The sequence below is a fragment of the Nocardioides jiangsuensis genome (genome assembly GCF_019679455.1).
Taxonomy (GTDB): Bacteria; Actinomycetota; Actinomycetes; order Propionibacteriales; family Nocardioidaceae; genus Nocardioides_C; species Nocardioides_C jiangsuensis.
On the sequence record NZ_JAIEZQ010000001.1, the window covers coordinates 576,741 to 595,136 of the forward strand.

An 18,396-nucleotide genomic window follows, 5' to 3' on the forward strand; every position below is an offset into this window, starting at 1 on the left:
CATGTCCCCCACCCTGTCCTCGGACGCGCACGTCCCGGCCACCCCGCTCGCGGCGTCCCCGGCCGCGACACGCAACCCGGTCGGCACCCACCTCAAGGTCGGCAAGGGCCTCGTCGCGGGCGCGTTCGCCGACGCGCGGCGGATCGGTGCGGAGACGATCCAGGTGTTCGCCGGGAACCCGCGCGGCTGGGCGAGCTCGGCCGGGAAGCCGGAGCAGGACGCCGCCTTCCGCGACGTGTGCGGGGCGGCCGGGATGCGGGTGTTCGTGCACGCGCCGTACCTGGTGAACCTGGGCAGCCCCACCCCGGCGACGTACGAGAAGTCCGTGCACACCGTCGCGCACAACCTCAAGCGGGCCGCGGAGATCGGCGCCGAGGGGGTCGTCGTGCACACCGGGTCCTGCGTCGCCGAGGGCGGCATCGAGAGCGCGATGCGGCAGGTCCGCGAGGGGTTGCTGCCGATCCTCGAGACCCTCGACGCCGCGGGCGAGAACGCGCCGTGGCTGCTGCTCGAGCCGACCGCCGGACAGGGCCGCTCGCTGTGCGCCGGCGTCGACGACCTGGAGCCCTACCTGGCCGCGCTCGACTTCCACCCGCGCGCCGGCATCTGCCTCGACACCTGCCACGTGTTCGCCGCCGGCGCCCCCCTCGACGAGCCCGGCGGCGCGACCGCCACCGTAGAACGGATCGTGGAGATCGGCGGGCCCGGCCGGCTGCGGCTGGTCCACGCCAACGACTCGATGGACGTGCGTGGCGCGTTCAAGGACCGCCACCAGAAGATCGGCCAGGGGTACATCGGCACCGGCGCGTTCGCCGAGCTGTTCGCCCACGAGGCCACGGCCGGCGTCCCGTTCGTCCTCGAGACCCCGGGCTCCCGCGACGAGGACGACCCCGACCTGCCGCTGCTCAAGCAGCTCCGCGAGCCCGCACCGTGACCGGTCCGGACGACAGCAACCCGGTCGACGTACCCCCGCGCCACACGGCCACCACCCGCCAGTCGGTGCTGGCCACCCTCGCGCTGCTGGCGATGACCGCCTGCTGGGGGTCGACCTTCTTCCTGATCAAGGACCTGCTCGACCGGGTCCCGGTGCTCGACTTCCTCGCGGTCCGGTTCGCGATCGCCACGGTCGGCCTGTTCCTGCTCGCGCCGCGCGCGCTGGGCCGGCTGTCGGCGGCCTCGCGCCGGCACGCGGTCGTGCTGGGTCTGCTGTACGGCGTCGCGCAGATCCTGCAGACCGCGGGCCTGGCGCACACGCCGGCGAGCGTCTCGGGGTTCATCACCGGCATGTACGTCGTGTGCACACCGCTGCTCGCCGCGCTCATCCTGCGCACCCGGATCACCGCGATGACCTGGGGCGCGGTGCTGCTCGCCACCGCCGGGCTCGCCGTCCTCACGCTCAACGGGTTCAGCGTCGGCTACGGCGAGGCGGTCACCCTCGTCGCCGCGGTGCTCTACGCGCTGCACATCGTCGGCCTCGGCGCCTGGGCCGGCGCGCGGCAGGCGATGGGGATGACGATCGTGCAGCTGTTCGTGATCACCGTGGTGTGCTTCGCCGCCACCGCGCCCGACGGGCTCGTCCTCCCCTCGAACCCTCGGGACTGGCTCTCGGTGGTCTACATGGCGCTGTTCGCGGGGGCGCTCGCGCTGGCCGGGCAGACCTGGGCGCAGGCGCACCTGCCGCCGACCCGCACCGCGATCATCATGAGCATGGAGCCGGTGTTCGCGGCGTTCTTCGCGGTGCTGCTCGGCGGGGAGTCGGTGACCGCGCGGATGGCGGTCGGCGGGCTGATGGTGCTGACCGCGATGCTGGTCGTGGAGCTCGCGCCGCGGCGCAAGATCGAGGCCGAGGTCCCGCACATCGCGGTCTGACGGCGGTGCGCTCCGGCCCGCCCCCCCTCGTCCGGACCTGGCGAATGACGGACGGGTCGCCGGCGGGCGGCGCTACGGTCAGGTGCGGCCGACTTCATCGACGCAGACCTGACGGGCTCCCGGTTCCAGCGGGTCGACCTGACCGACGCCCGGTTCGAGAGGGTGGACCTGAGCGGGGCCGAGATCCGCATGGCCAACCTGAACGGCACGACGTTCCGCGCCGTCGACCTGGACAACGTCGTGATGCGCGGTGTCGAGCTGGTCGACGTCGACATCTACGGGGAGATCGGGAAGGTCACGATCAACGGTGTCGACATCGGTCCGCTGGTCAACGACGAGCTCGACCGGCGCTACCCCGGGCGAGCCCTGATGCGCCCGACCGATCCCGCCGGCTTCCGCGCGGCCTGGGACCTCGTCGGGCGGCTCTGGGACGGCACCGTCGAACGCGCCCGCCGTCTCGACCCCGCGCTGCTGCACGAGTCGGTGGGCGGAGAGTGGTCGTTCGTGGAGACGCTGCGGCACCTCGTGTTCGCCACCGACGCATGGGTCCGGCGGGCAGTCCTCGGCGACCCGTCGCCGTGGCATCCCCTGGACCTGCCGTGGGACGAGATGCCGGACACCCCCGGGGTGCCGCGCGACCGCGCAGCGCGACCGTCCCTGGAGGACGTGCTCGCGTTGCGCCACGACCGGATGGCCACCGTGCGCAGCGTGGTCGACGACCTGACCGAGGAGTCGCTCGACGGTCTCACCGAGCCCGTCGAGGCCCCGGGTTGGCCGGAGCCGCGCAGCTACCCGGTGCGTGAGTGCCTGCTGGTCGTCCTCAACGAGGAGTGGGAGCACCGGCTGTACGCCGAGCGGGACCTGCACGCCGTGGAGGCGCGCGGCTCGTAGCGCCTGGCCGGCTGGCAGTGTCTGGCAGGTCACGCCGGTGTGGTCACGCCCCTCGGGACACCTGGTGGGACAACCGCTGCCCCGGACGCCGCGGCGGGGGTCATCATGGAAGCCATGACGCTGCAGGTGCCGCGCTTGCGGATGGAGGCGAACAGCAGGGATGCGGTCGTCACCCCGCTCGAGCTCTACTTCGACCTGGTGTTCGTCTTCGCGCTGACCCAGGTGACCGCGTTCATGGCCGACGAGCTCAGCGGCCGCGGGGTGGTGCGGGGGCTGCTCGTCCTCGCCCTCCTCTGGTGGAGCTGGACCGGCTACGCCTGGTTGTGCAACGTGGTCCGGGTCGACGTGGGCGCGATCCGGCTCGTCCTTCTCGTGGCCATGGCCGCGATGTTCATCCTGGCGCTGTCGATCCCCGAGGCGTTCGACGACCTGCCCGGCGGGCTCGAGGGGCCGGTGGTCATCGCCCTGTGCTACTTCGTCTTCCGGCTGATGCACCTGGTCCTGTTCTGGATCATCGCCCGGGACGACCCGGGGCTGCGCCGGCAGCTGCTGCGCTTCGCCCCCTCGATGCTGGCCGGGACGGGCCTGCTCCTGGTCGCCTCCCAGTTCACCGGGACGGCGCAGACCCTGCTCTGGGCGGCCGCCCTCGTCGCGGACTACCTGGGCACCCTCCTCGCCGGCGCGGGCGGCTGGCGGCTCCGGTCGGCCGGCCACTTCGCCGAGCGGCACGGCCTGATCGTGATCGTGGCCCTGGGCGAGTCGATCGTGGCCATCGGCGTCGGCGTCGCGCAGCTGCCGATCTCCTGGCCGATCGTGGTCGCCTCCTGCCTCGGGCTGACGGTGGCCGCGGCGCAGTGGTGGACCTACTTCGACATGAGCGCGCTCCACGGGGAACAGGCCCTGGCCGCCGAGCCGGAGGCCACCCGCCCACGACTGGCCCGCGACGCGTACAGCTTCCTGCACGTCCCGCTCATCGCCGGGATCGTGCTGACCGCGCTGGGCATGAAGAAGGTGCTGGAGTACGTCGGCGACGGTGAGCACCACCAGCTGTCCGAGCCGCTCACGGGGATCGGGCTGCTCGCCCTGTACGGCGGGGTCGTGGTCTACCTCCTCGGGCACATCGCCTTCAAGTGGCGCACCGGCCACCAGGTGCTCCTGGTCCGCGTCCTGACGGCGGTCGTCGTCGCCGTGCTCGTCCCCGCGGCGGCCCGGCTCCCCGCCCTGGCCGCGCTCGGACTGCTCGCCGCGGTGCTGGTCGCGATGGTCACCTTCGAGTCGGTGCACTACGCCGAACACCGCCGGGAGCTACGCAGCCACGCACACCACCGGTGAGCGGAGCGGCTGTCCCGGATCGTGGAACGGGCGGACGCCTGTCGGACACCGCGGGTTAGTGTCCTCCCGTGCGCGGCAACCAGACCTATTTTTTCGGCTACATGCCCGGGGCTCCCGAGCAGGCGGCCGACTAGGTCCTGCCCGCACACGAGACACCAACGCCCCTGGCCACGCGCGAGGGGCGTTCTGCTTTGTCAGGGGCCCTGCGCAACGAGGCGTGGCCGCCGCCCTCCCCCGCAGTGAACCCAGCAGAGAAGAGGAACCCCCATGGTCGTCGTGATGACTCCGGAAGCCACCGACGCCGACGTCGCCCACGTCGTCGAGCGTGTCGAGAGCGTCGGAGGTGAGGCGTTCGTCAGCACGGGTGTGGTCCGCACGATCATCGGCCTGGTCGGCGACATCGACTCCTTCCACCACCTGAATCTGCGCAGCCTGCCCGGCGTCGGGGACGTGCACCGGATCTCCGACCCGTACAAGCTGGTCAGCCGCCAGCACCACCCCGACCGCTCGACGGTCTGGGTGGGCGAGACGACCAAGGTGCCGGTCGGCCCCGACTCGTTCACGTTCATCGCCGGCCCGTGCGCGGTGGAGTCTCCGGCGCAGACCCTCGAGGCCGCGGAGATGGCCAAGGCCGCCGGCGCGACCCTGCTCCGCGGCGGCGCGTACAAGCCGCGGACCTCGCCGTACGCCTTCCAGGGACTCGGCGTCAAGGGGCTCGAGATCCTCGCCGGCGTCCGCGAGACCACCGGGCTGCCGGTGGTGACCGAGGTGGTCGACGCGCGCGACGTGCAGGTGGTGGCCGAGCACGCCGACATGCTCCAGATCGGCACCCGCAACATGGCCAACTTCGGCCTGCTCCAGGCGGTCGGCGAGTCCGGCAAGCCGGTGCTCCTCAAGCGCGGGATGACCGCGACGATCGAGGAGTGGCTGATGGCCGCCGAGTACATCGCCCAGCGCGGCAACCTCGACATCGTGCTGTGCGAGCGCGGGATCCGCACCTTCGAGCAGGCCACCCGCAACACCCTCGACATCTCGGCGGTGCCGGTGGTGCAGGCGACCAGCCACCTGCCGATCATCGTGGACCCGTCGCACGCGGCCGGCCGCAAGGACCTGGTGGTCCCGCTGTCCCGCGCGGCGGTGGCGGTGGGCGCGGACGGCGTGATCGTCGACGTGCACCCCGACCCGGAGACCGCCCTGTGCGACGGGCCGCAGGCGCTGCTCGGCGCGGAGCTGCGCAGCCTCGCGCAGGCGATGCGTCAGCTGCCGCCGGTGGTGGGCCGCGTGGACGCGAGCACCTTGGTCAGGACGGAGGCCGCGGCCACCGCCTGATCGCGGGAGACGTCGAGGTGGGTGACCACGCGGACGGTCCTCGCCCCGACGGCCCCGACGAGCACGCCGGCGTCCCGGGCGGCCGCGACCACCGCGGCCGCGTCGGATACGTCGACCACCACGATGTTCGTGTCGACCGTGCCGGGGTCCACGTCGCACGCCTCGGCGAGCAGCCGGGCGTTCGCGTGGTCGTCGGCCAGCCGCTCGACGTGGTGGTCGAGGGCGTAGATGCCGGCCGCGGCGAGGATGCCGACCTGCCGCATGCCGCCGCCCATCCGCTTGCGCCAGACCCGGGCCTCGTCGACGGCGGCCCGCGTGCCGACCATCAGCGAACCCACGGGCGCGCCGAGACCCTTGCTCAGGCAGACCGCGAGCACGTCGGTGACGGCGCCGTACTCGGCCAGCGGGGTGCCGGTGGCGACGTGGGCGTTCCAGATCCGGGCGCCGTCCATGTGCACGGCGGCGCCGACCGAGTCCGCGTAGGAGCGGAGCGCCTGCAGGTCGCCGAGCGGCAGCACGGTCCCGCCGCCGAAGTTGTGGGTGTTCTCCACCGAGATGGCCCGGGTGGGCACGAAGAACGGCCCGAGGTCGGGGGCGAACAGCGCCTCGATCGCGGGCAGGTCGATGCCGCCGCGGGGGCCGGTCCAGGTGCGCATGGTCAGCCCGGTGTAGGCGGCGTGCGCGCCGAGCTCGGCGCGGGCGATGTGCGCGGAGGAGTCGCAGAGCACCTCCTCGCCGGCGCCGACGACCGAGCGGACCGCGAGCACGTTGGCCATCGACCCGGTCGGCGTGAAGATCGCCGCCTCCTTGCCGAACAGCGCGGCCACCCGCTCCTCGAGGGCGCGGACGGTCGGGTCCTCGCCGTACACGTCGTCGCCGACCTCGGCGGCGGCCATCGCCGCCCGCATCTGCGGGCCGGGCCGGGTGACGGTGTCGCTGCGCAGGTCGATCAGGGCGTCGGTCACTTGCGCAGCATCTCCGCGACGAGGAACGACAGCTCCAGGGACTGCACCCGGTTCAGCCGCGGGTCGCACACCGACTCGTAGCGGTTGCCGAGGTCGATCTCGGCCAGGGCCTCTCCCCCGCCGACGCACTCGGTGACGTCGTCACCGGTGAGCTCGACGTGCACGCCCCCGGGCCAGGTGCCGAGCGCGTGGTGGACGTCGAAGAAGCCCTGCACCTCGTGGATCACGTCCTCGAAGGAGCGGGTCTTGTAGCCCGAGGAGGCCTCCCAGGTGTTGCCGTGCATCGGGTCGCAGACCCAGGCGACCTGGATGCCGGCGGCGGTGACCTTCTCCACGAGGTTCGGCAGCAGGTCGCGGATCTTGCCGGCACCCATCCGGGTGATGAAGGTGAGCCTGCCCGGCTCGTTCTCGGGGTTGAGCTTGTTGGCGAGCGCGATGGCGTCGTCGGGCGTGGTGGTCGGGCCGAGCTTCACGCCGATCGGGTTCTTGATGTGCGAGAGCAGCTCGACGTGGGCGCCGTCGAGCTGGCGGGTCCGCTCCCCGATCCAGACGAAGTGGCTCGACACGTCGTACGGCTGCTGGGTCCGGGAGTCGACCCGGGTCAGCGCGTGCTCGTACTCCAGGATCAGCGCCTCGTGGCTGGAGTGGAAGTCGACCCGGTGGAACTCGTCGGGGTCGGCGCCGATCGCCTTCATGAACGTCAGCGCCCGGTCGATCTCGTCGGCCAGCTGCTCGTAGCGGCGGCCCACCGGCGAGGACTTCACGAAGTCGGTGTTCCAGGTGTGCACCTGGCGCAGGTCGGCGTAGCCGCCGGTGACGAACGCGCGCACGAGGTTCAGCGTGGACGCGGAGGCGTGGTAGACCTCGACCAGCCGCTGCGGGTCGGGCACCCGGGACTCCGCGGTGAACTCGAAGCCGTTCACGGCGTCGCCGCGGTACGCCGGCAGGGTCAGGCCCTCGCGGGTCTCGGTGTCCGAGGAGCGCGGCTTGGCGTACTGCCCCGCGAGCCGGCCGAGCTTGACCACCGGCACGGACGCGGCGTAGGTGAGCACGACCGCCATCTGGAGCAGCACCCGGAGCTTGTTCCGGACGTTGTCGGCGGTGACCCCGTCGAAGGTCTCCGCGCAGTCGCCGCCCTGGAGCAGGAACGCCTCCCCCCGGGTGACCGCGGCAAGCTTCGACTTGAGGTCGTCGCACTCGCCGGCGAACACCAGCGGCGGCACGCTGCGGAGCTTGCCCACGGCCGCGTCGAGGGCCGCCTGGTTCGGCCACTGCGGCTGCTGTGCGGCGCCGAGGTCACGGAGGGTCTGCAGATCAGGGACGGTCACCCCACCAGACTACGTCCGGGGCCACCCGGCGCCTGCGGGCGAGGTCGGGATCCGGACAGCGGGTGCGGCGCACGTCACGGCGGTGGCGCAGGCGCGGACAGGGTCAGCCGTCGAGGTCGTCGACGTGGCGGAATCCGGTCTTCTTGCCGCGCGCCCCGCGGTTCCACAGCCAGGTCAGCAGCCACAGCACCACGCCGAGCAGCAGCAGCCCGCCGCCGATCTGGTACTGCACCGTGTCGCGGTCGGTCCACGGGCCGACCAGGAACGCGCAGGTGATGGCGCCGAGGACGGGGACCACCGTCGGGGCCTTGAAGTGGTCGTGGTCCACGTGGTGGGCCCGGCGCAGCACCAGGCAGGAGACGTTGACCAGGGTGAACACGCCGAGCAGCAGCAGCGCGGTGGTACCGCCGAGGGCCTCCACGGTGTCCTCGCCCATCACCTGGGTGACCACGAAGATCAGGCCGAACGCCACCAGCGTCACGAACACGATCGACGCCCACGGCGTACGGCGCGCGGGCAGCACGGAGGCCAGCGACCGGGGCAGGACGTCCTGCTTGGCCATGCCGTAGATCAGCCGGCTGGCCATCAGCATGTTGATCAGGGCGGTGTTGGCGACGGCGAACATCGAGATGACCGGGTAGATCTGGTCCATCGGCAGGCCCGGGGCGCCGGTCCGGACCACCTCGAGCAGCGGCGTCTCGCTGTCGGCGAGCGTGCCCACCGGGACCAGCGCCACCGCGGCGATGGAGACCAGCACGTAGATGAACGCCGCGATCCCGAGGCCGGTGAGCATCACCTTGGGGAAGGTGCGCGTCGGGTCGTGGGTCTCCTCGGCCATGTTCACCGAGTCCTCGAAGCCGACCATCGCGAAGAAGGCCAGCGAGGTCGCGGCGGTGATCGCGACGAACGTGCTGCGGTCCGCCGAGGTCTCGAAGACCATCACCCGGCTGAAGTCCGCGCCGCCCTGGGACATCGCGTAGAAGCCGATCAGGATCACCAGCAGCAGGCCCGTGAGCTCGACCAGGGTGAGGACGACGTTGAACTTCACGCTCTCGCTGACGCCGCGCAGGTTGATCAGCGCGAGCACCGCCATGAACGCGAGCGCGATCGTCATCACCGCGGTGGTCCCCAGGTCCAGGCTGAAGGCGACGACGAGGTTCTCGGCGAAGAACTTCGACGCGGTCGACGCGCTGGTGATCCCCGAGCTCATCACCGCGAAGGCGACCAGGAAGGTGAGGAAGTGCAGGCCGAACGCCTTGTGCGCGTAGAGCGCCGCGCCGGCCGCCTGCGGGTACTTCGTCACCAGCTCGAGATAGGAGAACGCGGTGAGCGTGGCCACCGCGAAGGCGACCAGGAACGGCGCCCAGGCGGCGCCTCCGACCTCGCCGGCGACGTCCCCGGTCAGGGCGTAGACGCCGGTGCCGAGGATGTCCCCGATCACGAAGAGCAGGAGGAGCTTGGGGCCGAGCACCCGGCGCAGCTCGGGCTGCGCCGTCTCGCCGGCCTGGCTGTTCACGTCCGTGGTCACTGCAGTCCCCTGTCGCCTCAGGTCGTGTCGTTCGACGGATCCACCGTGGCGGACGCCCGGTCCGTGCCACAAGCACGCGTCCTGGCGATCTCCACGCTGGCAGCCTGCCCCGTCGCGACGCTCCTTACACCGGCCGACTTCGTCGAACGTCGTAGGAGGCTCGGTCGGCGACGGCGGCCGCACGCCCGAGGCCGCCCGAGGCCGCCCGGGGCCGCCGGCCCGCGTGACCTTTCGGCACCCTCCTCGTTGCACCGGTACCGGTTCTCCCCCCATCGGAAGGTTCCGCATGACTCTCGGTAGCACCCGCAACCCGGGCCGCCGTCGGATCGCCGCCGTTCTCGGCGCCGCAGGTCTGGCCGTCGCCGCCGTCACCGCCCCGGCCGCCGCCGCCACGAACGACCCGCTGCGCCCGCAGGAGTGGGGGCTGGACCAGGTCAGGGCCGAGCAGGCCTGGCCCGCGTCGACCGGTGACGGGACCGTCGTGGCCGTCGTCGACTCCGGCGTCGACCTGAACCACCCCGACCTCAGGGCCAACCTGGTCCCCGGCGCGACGTTCATCGAGTGCGACCCGTCGTGCGGCAACGGCGACTGGAAGGGGCCCGACGGCGTCGGGCAGGACCTCGACACGCACGGCACCCACGTCTCCGGCACGATCGCCGCGGTGACCGACAACGGCATCGGCGTCGCCGGGGTGGCCCCGGACGCGCAGATCATGCCGATCAAGGCGCTCGAGGACGGCAGCGGCGCCTTCGAGGACATCGCGGCCGGCATCACCTACGCCGTCGACCACGGCGCGGACGTGGTGAACCTGAGCATCGGCGCGATGCCGGGCGTGCAGGCGCTCACCCTCACCGGGCTGGAGTCCTCGGTCACCGACGCGATCGCCTACGCCGAGTCCGAGGGCGTGCTCGTGGTCGCCGCGGCCGGCAACGAGAGCTTCCCGGTCTGCGACACCCCGGCCTTCGAGGACGGCGCGCTGTGCGTCACCGCGACCACCCGCGAGGAGACCCCGGCGTACTACTCCAACGGCGCCGTCAAGCCGGACACCTTCGCCGTCGCCGGTCCCGGGGGCGCCGGACTGGTGGCCTGCGAGGAGGACATCGTCTCCACCGTGCCGTCGGGCACCGGCTCCGAGGCGTGCGGCGAGTCCGACTACGACTACTACGCGGGCACGTCGATGGCGACCCCGCACGTGTCCGGTGTCGCGGCGCTGCTCTTCGGGCAGGACCGCACGCTCGACAACGTGAAGTCGGCCCTGGTCGACACCGCGCGCACCCCGGGCCTCGGCACGGGCGTGTTCACCACGTCCTACGGCCACGGCATCGTCGACGCCGAGGCGGCCACCGCCTACGAGGGCGCCGCCGCGACCGGCACCAAGAGCACCGGCAAGGGCAAGGGCGGCAAGCCCCGGCGCTGAACCGGCGCCGACCGGCGCACGTCGCCCCGGGCCCTGGCCCGGCGGGCCCAGCCCGACTCCTGAGGGGTCGTCCCGTTCCGGGCGGCCCCTCAGTGACGCCCGGGGGTCAGGGCCGGCGGTGCAGGAGCAGCGGGAGTACGGCGGCCGCGCCCGCCCGGCGCAGCACCGCCGAGGCGACCGTGACCGGCCACAGCGACGACGACGCGTCGACGACGAGCAGCGCCGACCGACCTCCGACCGCGGCGCCGACCTCCGGCGCGGAGCCGTCCTGGGCGGCGGACAGCCGGTCGCGCCACAGCGCCGCCTCCTCGGCGGAGCTCAGCTCGCGCAGGTCGGCCGGCCCTCCCCCGGTGTCCGGGAGGGAGGCGCGCTCGAGCCGGCCGATACCGGCCAGGTGGTCCGCGACGTCGCGGGTGAGCGTCGGGAACCCCGCGGCGGCGAGGTCCACCACGACCTCGGGCCGCGCCGTCCACGAGGTGCGCCACTGCGACAGCAGCCGCACGCAGGCGTCCTTGACCTCCTCGGGCGCGGCCGCGTCGCGGGCGAAGATCGCCGCCACCGTCTCGCGCCACTCGGGCGCGTCGGCGTACACCAGCGCCCGGCCGTTCTCCGGCATCTCCTGCGGGGCGATCCGGCCGCGGGAGCCGAACGCCCCGCCGGGCCACATCTTGCGCGGCTCGACCACGTGCACCTGCCCGCGCAGCAGCCCGGTCACCGCGGCGACGGTGGCCGGGTCGGCCGCTCCGGCGAGCGCCTCGGGCAGCTCGCCGCGGCACACCGAGCACCGGCCGCACGGCTCCGCGGTCGGGTCGTCGAGGGATTCCTGGAGCAGCTGCATGAGACACCGCGACCCGTGGGTGTAGGCGCGCATGATGTCGGCCTCGCGGCGGCGGACCGCGACGATCCCGTCGTAGTGCTCGGCGTCGTACTCCCAGGGCACCCCGGTGGCGGTCCAGCCGCCCTCGACCCGGTCGACCACGCCGTCCACGGCGAGCTGCTTGAGCATCAGCTCCACCCGACCGCGGCGGACCCCGGACTGCGCCTCGACCGCGGCCACGCTCACCGCCTCGCCGGTGGGGACCACCTCGAGCACCCGGGACACCTGCTCGGGCTTCGGGATGGTCGCGGTCGCGAAGTAGTCCCAGACCCCCGCGTCGGCGTCGGAAGGCAGCAGCACGGCGTGCGCGTGCTCGATCGCGCGGCCGGCACGGCCGACCTGCTGGTAGTACGACACCGGGGACGGCGGGGCGCCGACGTGGACCACGAAGCCGAGGTCGGGCTTGTCGTAGCCCATGCCGAGCGCCGAGGTCGCGATCAGCGCCTTGAGCCGGTTGTCGCGGAGGGCGTCCTCGAGGGACTCGCGCTGCCCGGCCTCGAGCTGCCCGGTGTAGGCCTCGACCGGGTAGTCGGCGCCGTGCACCTCGCGCACCGCGGCCGCGAGCCGCTGCGCGTCGGCGACGGTGAGTGCGTAGACGATGCCCGACCCGGGCAGCCGCGGCAGGTGGTCCACGACCCAGGCGTAGCGCTCGAGCGGGCTGAGCCGGTCGACCACGGAGAGCTCCAGGCTGGCCCGGGCGAGCGGGCCGCGCAGCACCAGCGTGGTGTCCCCGAGCTGGCGGGCGACGTCGTCGGTCACCCGTGCGTTGGCGGTCGCGGTGGTGGCCAGCACCGGGGTCTGCGGGTTGAGCCGCTGGAGCACGTCGGAGACCCGGCGGTAGTCGGGGCGGAAGTCGTGGCCCCAGTCGGAGACCGCGTGCGCCTCGTCGACGACGAGCAGGCCGAGGTTGCCGGCGAGCCGGTCGAGCACCCGGCGGCCGAAGCCGGGGTTGGCCAGTCGCTCGGGCGAGACCAGCAGCACGTCGAGCGCGCCCGACCCGATCGCCTCCTCCACCGCCGACCACTCGTCGATGTTGGAGGAGTTGAGCGTCGCGGCGCGCAGGCCGGCGCGGCCGGCGGCGGCGACCTGGTCGCGCATCAGGGAGAGCAGCGGCGAGACCACCAGGGTCGGCCCGAACCCCTCGGACCGGCGGACCGCGGTGGCCGCCCAGTAGACCGCGGACTTGCCCCACCCGGTGGCCTGGACCACCAGCACCCGGGAGGCGGGCTCGCTCAGCGCCGCGACCGCGGTGGTCTGGTCCTCGCGCAGCCGCGCGTCGGGGCCGGCCATCGCCGCGATCACCCGGTCGGCGACCGCGGCCCGGTCGGGGGTGAGTCGGGGGGCGTCGGTCGTGCCGGGGGTGCTCGTCGCTGCCATGGCGCCCACCCTAGGTGCGCACGCCGACAGGCCCGCGCCCCGGATGCCCCGCCGCCGGACCGCTCAGCCGACCTGCTGCTCGTCGAGCACCGCCCCGTCGGGTCCGTAGGCGGTCGCGGTCAGCACCGGCCGCGGGACCAGCGCCCACCAGATCGTCTCGTCGGCCACCGCGACGTCGCTCGAGGTCCACGCCACCACCTCGGCGCCGGTCTCCATGGTCAGCACCACCCTCTCGGTCAGGGTGCCGTCGAGGCCGCCGAGCACGAGCTGGGCCCGGTGCGGACCGTCGAGGGCGTCGAAGACGAAGACCTCCATCGGCGCCCCCTCGTCCAGGAAGGTCTCGGACCCGAGCCCCGAGCGCAGGTAGAAGTAGTCCTCGCCGTGCTCGATCAGCAGCGCCGCCGAGCACTCGTCCTCCCCCGGCCACCGGGTGCAGGCGAAGCTGAGCGGGCCGACGTCGGAGAGCACCCGGTCGTCCTGGTCGATCTCGCGTGCCCAGCCGGGCGTCAGGTCCGAGGACCCCAGATAGCCGTACGGCGCCAGCCCGCGCACGCCGAGCGGGATGGCGAACCCCTCGATCCGCTCGCGCGGGACCGGGGTCAGCCAGCTCACCGTCGGGTCGGTCTCCGCGGGGACCACCACGTCCCGGTCGAGCTGGTAGGCGAAGGGCAGCCCGTCGAGCGCACGGCGCCCGAGGTCGGTCAGCTCCGCGCGCGGGTCGTCGTGCGGGGTCGCCCGGGGCAGCGCCCCGATCCCGGTCGCGATCTCCGGGCCCGCGACGACGGCCAGCGTCAGCGCGGCCGCTGCTGCGACCGTCAGCCGCTGGTGCCAGGTCTGGTCGAGCGCGAAGTGCACGGCAACCTCCCGCAGGTGTGCCTCATCTCACGATCACACACCCGGGGAGCGTGGTGAAGACCCGTGGGGACCGGCCCGCCGCGCTCGGCGAGGGATGTCCCGGGATGTCCCGGGACGGGCACCACGGGGGCCGGGAAGGGCCCCCGTCGCAGGGGGGTCAGCCGAAGAAGACCTCGGCCTCGGCGTACAGCTCGGGGGTGACCAGCTTCAGCTCGCCGGTGCCCTCGATGAGCGGGACCCGGACGATGTCGGTGCCGCGCAGCGCCATCATCGTGCCGAAGTCGCCGTCGCGGACCGCCGCGATCGCCTGGAGGCCGAACCGGGTGGCGAGCCAGCGGTCGAACGCGGTGGGGGTGCCGCCGCGCTGCACGTGGCCGAGCACGACCGCGCGGGCCTCCTTGCCGGTACGGTCCTCGATCTCCTTGGCCAGCCGGTCACCGATGCCCCCGAGCCGGACGTGCCCGAACGCGTCGAGCTCGCCGCTCTGCAGGGTCATGTCGCCGCCCTCGACCGGGACCGCGCCCTCGGAGACCACGATGATCGGCGAGTAGTTGGTCTCGAACCGCGCCTCGACGTACTTGCAGACCGCGTCGATGTCGAACGGCTTCTCAGGCACCAGGACGACGTTGGCGCCGCCGGCGATCCCGGAGTGCAGCGCGATCCAGCCGGCGTGGCGGCCCATCACCTCCACGACCATCACCCGGTGGTGCGACTCGGCGGTGGTGTGCAGCCGGTCGATCGCCTCCATCGCGATGTTCACCGCGGTGTCGAAGCCGAAGGTGAAGTCGGTGCCGGAGAGGTCGTTGTCGATCGTTTTCGGCACGCCCACCACGTTCACACCGAGGTCGGCGAGCTTGGTGGCGACGCCGAGGGTGTCCTCGCCGCCGATCGCGATCAGCGCGTCGATGCCGTTCGCGGCGAGGTTCTCCTTGATCTTCTCCACCCCGCCCTCGATCTTGAACGGGTTGGTGCGCGAGGACTTCAGGATCGTGCCGCCGCGCGGGAGGATGCCGCGCACCTGGTCCACGCCGAGCGGGACCGTGATGTTCTCGAGCGGGCCGCGCCAGCCGTCGCGGAAGCCGACGAACTCGTAGCCGTACTCCTTGATGCCGCGACGGACGACGGCCCGGATCACTGCGTTCAGTCCGGGGCAGTCCCCGCCGCCGGTCAGCACTCCCACGCGCATGAGTTCACTCCTTCGAAGGATGGTGAGTCCGAGCCTAGCGACGAGCGGCGGGCACGCAACGGGTTGATTGGATCGTTCCACGGGCTGGATCCCGGCGCGGGCGTGGATAGGGTCTGCGCCATGACCTTCTCGATCGTCGCCCGGTCCGCCGACGGACAGTCCTGGGGAGTGGCCGTGGCCTCCAAGTTCCTCGCGGTCGGCTCGGCCGTCCCCGCCGCGGTCGCCGGGGTCGGGGCCGTGGCCACCCAGGCCGAGGCCAACGTCGCCTACAAGGGTCTGGCCCTCTCCCACCTGGACGAGGGGGCGACCGCCGAGGTGGCGCTGCAGCGGCTGCTGGAGGAGGACGACGGGCGCGACCACCGCCAGGTCGGGATCGTCGACCTGGACGGGAACGCCGCCAGCCACACCGGCGGCTCCTGCCTCGACTGGGCCGGGGGCGTGACCGGCGACGGGGTGGCGATCCAGGGCAACATCCTCGCCGGCCCCGAGGTGGTCGAGGCGATGAAGACCTCCTGGGACGGCTCCGCCGAGGAGGCCGACCTCGGTCGGCGGCTGCTCGCGGCGCTCGTCGCCGGCGACCGCGCCGGAGGGGACAGCCGCGGCCGGCAGTCGGCGGCGCTGCTCGTGGTCCGCGAGGGCGCCGGGTACGGCGGCAACGACGACGCCGCGGTGGACCTCCGCGTCGACGACCACGCCGACCCGTGTACCGAGCTGGGCCGGCTGCTCGACCTCAACGACCTCTACCTCACCGCCTCGACCGACGAGGAGAAGGTGGCGCTCACCCCCGAGCTGAAGACCGAGCTCGACGACCGCGCGCGCTCGCTCGGCGCCCGCGACTTCCACGCCTGGGTCGGCACCGAGAACTACGAGATGCGGGTCGGCGACGGGGACTCCGAGGCGCCCTGGGTGGACCGCCGGGTGCTCGCCATCCTCCGCGACACGTCGGGCGACCTCGCATGAGCGTCCTTGCGATCGACGCGGGCACCACCGGTGTCACCGCGCTCGTGGTCACCGCCGAGGGCACCATCGCCGCGCGCGGCTACCAGGAGTTCGGCCAGCACTTCCCCCGGCCCGGCTGGGTGGAGCACGCGCCCGAGGAGATCTGGCAGGCGACCCTCGAGGCCACCCGCGCCGCGCTCCGGCAGTACGACGCGACCGGCGGTCCCGCGCTGCGCGGCATCGGCATCACCAACCAGCGCGAGACCGTGCTGCTGTGGGACCGCGAGACGCTCGGGTCCCCCCGCCGCGCGATCGTGTGGCAGGACCGCCGTACCGCCGGCGTCTGCAACCGGCTCCGCGAGGAGGGGCACGAGCCGCGGGTCGCCGAGCTGACCGGGCTGCGCCTCGACCCGTACTTCTCCGCCACCAAGCTGCGCTGGCTCGCCGAGGAGGAGCCGAACACCTGGGCCCTCGTGGAGTCCGGCCGGTACGCCGTGGGCACCGTCGACTCCTACCTCGTCGCCCGGATGACCCGCGGCACCTGGCACGTCACCGACGTCTCGAACGCCTCGCGCACGCTGCTGTTCGACCTCGAGACCGGGGACTGGTCCGACGAGCTGTGCTCGCTGTTCGGGGTGCCGCGCGACGCGCTCCCCGACGTCGTCCCCTCGTGGGGTCCGGTCGCCACCTCCGACCCGCGCTCGTTCGCCGGGCTCGAGCTGCCGATCGCGGGCATCGCGGGTGACCAGCAGTCGGCCTTGTTCGGGCAGACCTGCTTCGACGAGGGCGACACCAAGTGCACCTACGGCACCGGGTCGTTCATCCTTACCAACACCGGGTCCACGGTGGTGCGCTCCGACGCCGGGCTGCTGTCCACCGCGGCCTGGCGGTCGCCGTCCGGCGAGACGACGTACGCGCTGGAGGGCGCGATCTTCGTGACCGGCGCGGCGGTGCAGTGGCTGCGCGACGGGCTGCAGATCATCGGCTCGGCCGCGGAGACCGAGGCGATCGCCGGCACCGTCCCCGACAGCCACGGCGTGGTCTTCGTGCCCGCGCTGACCGGGATGGGCGCCCCCGACTGGGACCCGCACGCGCGCGGGCTGATCGCCGGGATCACCCGGGGTACGACGCGCGCCCACCTCGTGCGGGCCACGCTGGAGGCGATCGCGTTCGAGGTGCGCGACGTCGTGGAGACGATGCCGGCGCTCACCTCGCTCGCGGTCGACGGCGGTGCGTCGGCGAACAACCTGCTCTGCCAGCTGCAGGCCGACCAGCTCGGCGTCCCGGTCGAGCGGCCGGAGATCGTGGACACCACCGCGCTCGGCGCCGCCTTCCTCGCCGGTCTCGGCACCGGGGTGTGGGAGTCCACCGAGGAGCTGCGCCAGACCTGGCACCTCGACCGCCGCTTCGAGCCGCAGGGCGACCGGGCCGCGGCCGACGCCGCGCACACCAGGTGGCGGGAGGCCGTGGAGCGGGCCAAGGGCTGGGGCTAGCCGTCGCGCGTCAGGACCGGAGCCGGTCCAGCTTCTCCCGGGCCTCCGCGAGCACCCGGCGCAGGTCGTCGGCGATCTCCCGCCGCCCGTCGCGGCGCTCCTCGGCGTCGGCGAGCTCCTCGTCGTTGGTCTCGATCCGGTGCTCCACCTCGGCGGCCTTGCGACGCAGCTCCTCGAGCTCGGCCTGCAGCTGGAGGGTCCGCGCCTCGAGCTTGGCCACCCTGCGCTCGGCCTTGGCCAGCTTCTTGTCCGCACCGGCCGCGGCACTCTCCGCCTCGGCCAGGTGCTGCTCGGCCTCGTCGAGCTCGCGGTTCTCGTCCGGTACCACGCTGAGCTCGGCCCGCGCGGGCTGCTCCTCCTCGGCCGGCGCCGCGGTGCCGGCCGCCCGGCGCGCGGGCCGCTCCAGGCTGGCGAACCGGACGGCGTGCTCCCCCAGCAGCTCGGGCAGCGCCACCGCCCCCGTGATCTCGGCGCCCTCCACCCCGCTGGCCGACAGCGGGCGGACCAGCGCGGCGGTCCGCACGGCGGCGGCCGCACCCTCGTCGACCATGGCCGCACGCAGCGTCTCCTCGACCTGGTCGGCCACCGCGTCGCCGACCCGGGTGCCGAGGTCGGCGGCGAGCACCCTCGCCTGGGTGGTCACCGCGGCGGTCAGCTGGCGGCGTTGCCGGCCGAGCTGGCGCAGCTCCTCGCCGGCCATGTTCTCCTGCGCCTCGCGCAGCGCCGCGCCGAGCATGAGCACCTGGTCGACCTGGTCCGGGTCGTGCCGGACCAGCATGTTGACCACCCAGGCGGCGGTGCTCGGCTTGGGCAGCTTCCCGACCCGGGCCGCGAGGTCCTTGTCGCCGGCGCCCTTGGCCTCCTTGGCGAGCTCGTTGCGGCGGGCGGTGAACGCGTCGGGGCCCAGGGCGTACAGCTCCTCCGCCGCGGCGGTCAGGTCACGCACCGCCACGTCGTCGGCTCCCCCGTCGGCTGCTCCTGGCACGCTCCCGAGGATAGGCAACACCGCC

Annotated in this window: 15 protein-coding genes; 8 read left to right on the forward strand and 7 right to left on the reverse strand. The window is 73.3% G+C overall.

The window, feature by feature from the left end:
* Position 1 precedes the first annotated feature (1 nt).
* The 5 genes from K1X13_RS02755 (at position 2) to aroF (ending at position 5,421) form a co-directional block, all read left to right on the forward strand.
* Positions 2–934, forward strand: a complete 933-nt coding sequence (locus K1X13_RS02755; RefSeq protein WP_221023502.1) for a deoxyribonuclease IV — start codon at positions 2–4, stop codon at positions 932–934.
* A complete protein-coding gene (locus tag K1X13_RS02760; RefSeq protein WP_308249351.1) occupies positions 931–1,869 on the forward strand; it encodes a DMT family transporter in 939 nt (312 codons plus the stop codon). The genes K1X13_RS02755 and K1X13_RS02760 overlap by 4 nt, the downstream gene beginning before the upstream one ends.
* A gap of 96 nt (positions 1,870–1,965) precedes the next feature.
* On the forward strand, positions 1,966–2,760 hold the full coding sequence (locus K1X13_RS02765; protein ID WP_308249460.1) for a DinB family protein: 795 nt from the start codon (positions 1,966–1,968) through the stop codon (positions 2,758–2,760).
* A gap of 114 nt (positions 2,761–2,874) precedes the next feature.
* Positions 2,875–4,092 carry a low temperature requirement protein A gene (locus K1X13_RS02770; RefSeq protein WP_221023503.1) on the forward strand — a complete coding sequence of 406 codons (1,218 nt, stop codon included), beginning with the start codon at positions 2,875–2,877 and terminating at the stop codon, positions 4,090–4,092.
* A gap of 279 nt (positions 4,093–4,371) precedes the next feature.
* A complete protein-coding gene (gene aroF / locus K1X13_RS02775; protein ID WP_225914498.1) occupies positions 4,372–5,421 on the forward strand; it encodes a 3-deoxy-7-phosphoheptulonate synthase in 1,050 nt (349 codons plus the stop codon).
* Here the strand turns inward: aroF and K1X13_RS02780 are convergent.
* The 3 genes from K1X13_RS02780 to K1X13_RS02790 form a co-directional block, all read right to left on the reverse strand.
* Positions 5,349–6,386 (reverse strand): threonine aldolase family protein, encoded by a 1,038-nt coding sequence (locus K1X13_RS02780; RefSeq protein WP_308249352.1) that lies wholly within the window; start codon positions 6,384–6,386, stop codon positions 5,349–5,351. The two genes, aroF and K1X13_RS02780, sit on opposite strands and share 73 nt — an antisense overlap.
* Positions 6,383–7,714 carry a class II 3-deoxy-7-phosphoheptulonate synthase gene (locus K1X13_RS02785; protein WP_308249353.1) on the reverse strand — a complete coding sequence of 444 codons (1,332 nt, stop codon included), beginning with the start codon at positions 7,712–7,714 and terminating at the stop codon, positions 6,383–6,385. Before K1X13_RS02785 ends, K1X13_RS02780 begins: the two co-directional genes overlap by 4 nt.
* Before the next feature lie 103 nt (positions 7,715–7,817).
* A complete protein-coding gene (locus K1X13_RS02790; RefSeq protein ID WP_308249354.1) occupies positions 7,818–9,242 on the reverse strand; it encodes an APC family permease in 1,425 nt (474 codons plus the stop codon).
* 286 nt (positions 9,243–9,528) lie between these two features.
* On the opposite strand from K1X13_RS02790, the gene K1X13_RS02795 reads away from it, so the two are divergent.
* Entirely contained in the window at positions 9,529–10,659 is a 1,131-nt protein-coding gene (locus K1X13_RS02795) for a S8 family peptidase (protein WP_221023506.1), read from the forward strand.
* Between the two features lie 106 nt (positions 10,660–10,765).
* Here the strand turns inward: K1X13_RS02795 and K1X13_RS02800 are convergent, their stop codons facing one another.
* The 3 genes from K1X13_RS02800 to K1X13_RS02810 form a co-directional block, all read right to left on the reverse strand.
* Positions 10,766–12,913 (reverse strand): RecQ family ATP-dependent DNA helicase, encoded by a 2,148-nt coding sequence (locus K1X13_RS02800; protein ID WP_221023507.1) that lies wholly within the window; start codon positions 12,911–12,913, stop codon positions 10,766–10,768.
* A 63-nt stretch (positions 12,914–12,976) separates the two neighbouring features.
* Entirely contained in the window at positions 12,977–13,768 is a 792-nt protein-coding gene (locus tag K1X13_RS02805; protein ID WP_221023508.1) for a hypothetical protein, read from the reverse strand.
* A 157-nt stretch (positions 13,769–13,925) separates the two neighbouring features.
* On the reverse strand, positions 13,926–14,954 hold the full coding sequence (locus K1X13_RS02810) for a 6-phosphofructokinase (protein ID WP_221023509.1): 1,029 nt from the start codon (positions 14,952–14,954) through the stop codon (positions 13,926–13,928).
* Between the two features lie 120 nt (positions 14,955–15,074).
* Between K1X13_RS02810 and K1X13_RS02815 the strand changes: the two genes are divergently transcribed.
* Both K1X13_RS02815 and glpK read left to right on the forward strand, forming a co-directional pair.
* Positions 15,075–15,914: a DUF1028 domain-containing protein gene (locus K1X13_RS02815; protein WP_221023510.1), complete on the forward strand. Its 840-nt coding sequence runs from the start codon at positions 15,075–15,077 to the stop codon at positions 15,912–15,914.
* Positions 15,911–17,386, forward strand: coding sequence for a glycerol kinase GlpK (glpK, locus tag K1X13_RS02820; RefSeq protein ID WP_221023511.1), 1,476 nt, complete (start codon positions 15,911–15,913; stop codon positions 17,384–17,386). Before K1X13_RS02815 ends, glpK begins: the two co-directional genes overlap by 4 nt.
* A gap of 10 nt (positions 17,387–17,396) precedes the next feature.
* Here glpK and K1X13_RS02825 read toward each other — a convergent pair whose 3' ends face one another.
* Positions 17,397–18,371, reverse strand: a complete 975-nt coding sequence (locus tag K1X13_RS02825; protein WP_221023512.1) for a coiled-coil domain-containing protein — start codon at positions 18,369–18,371, stop codon at positions 17,397–17,399.
* Positions 18,372–18,396: the final 25 nt, after the last annotated feature.

Coding starts and splice junctions, on each gene's coding strand:
- K1X13_RS02755 (WP_221023502.1), top strand. CDS start 2: ATGTCCCCCACCCTGTCCTCGGACGCGCACGTCCCGGCCACCCCGCTC.
- K1X13_RS02770 (WP_221023503.1), top strand. CDS start 2,875: ATGACGCTGCAGGTGCCGCGCTTGCGGATGGAGGCGAACAGCAGGGAT.
- aroF (WP_225914498.1), top strand. CDS start 4,372: ATGACTCCGGAAGCCACCGACGCCGACGTCGCCCACGTCGTCGAGCGT.
- K1X13_RS02795 (WP_221023506.1), top strand. CDS start 9,529: ATGACTCTCGGTAGCACCCGCAACCCGGGCCGCCGTCGGATCGCCGCC.
- K1X13_RS02800 (WP_221023507.1), bottom strand. CDS start 12,913: ATGGCAGCGACGAGCACCCCCGGCACGACCGACGCCCCCCGACTCACC.
- K1X13_RS02810 (WP_221023509.1), bottom strand. CDS start 14,954: ATGCGCGTGGGAGTGCTGACCGGCGGCGGGGACTGCCCCGGACTGAAC.
- K1X13_RS02815 (WP_221023510.1), top strand. CDS start 15,075: ATGACCTTCTCGATCGTCGCCCGGTCCGCCGACGGACAGTCCTGGGGA.
- glpK (WP_221023511.1), top strand. CDS start 15,911: ATGAGCGTCCTTGCGATCGACGCGGGCACCACCGGTGTCACCGCGCTC.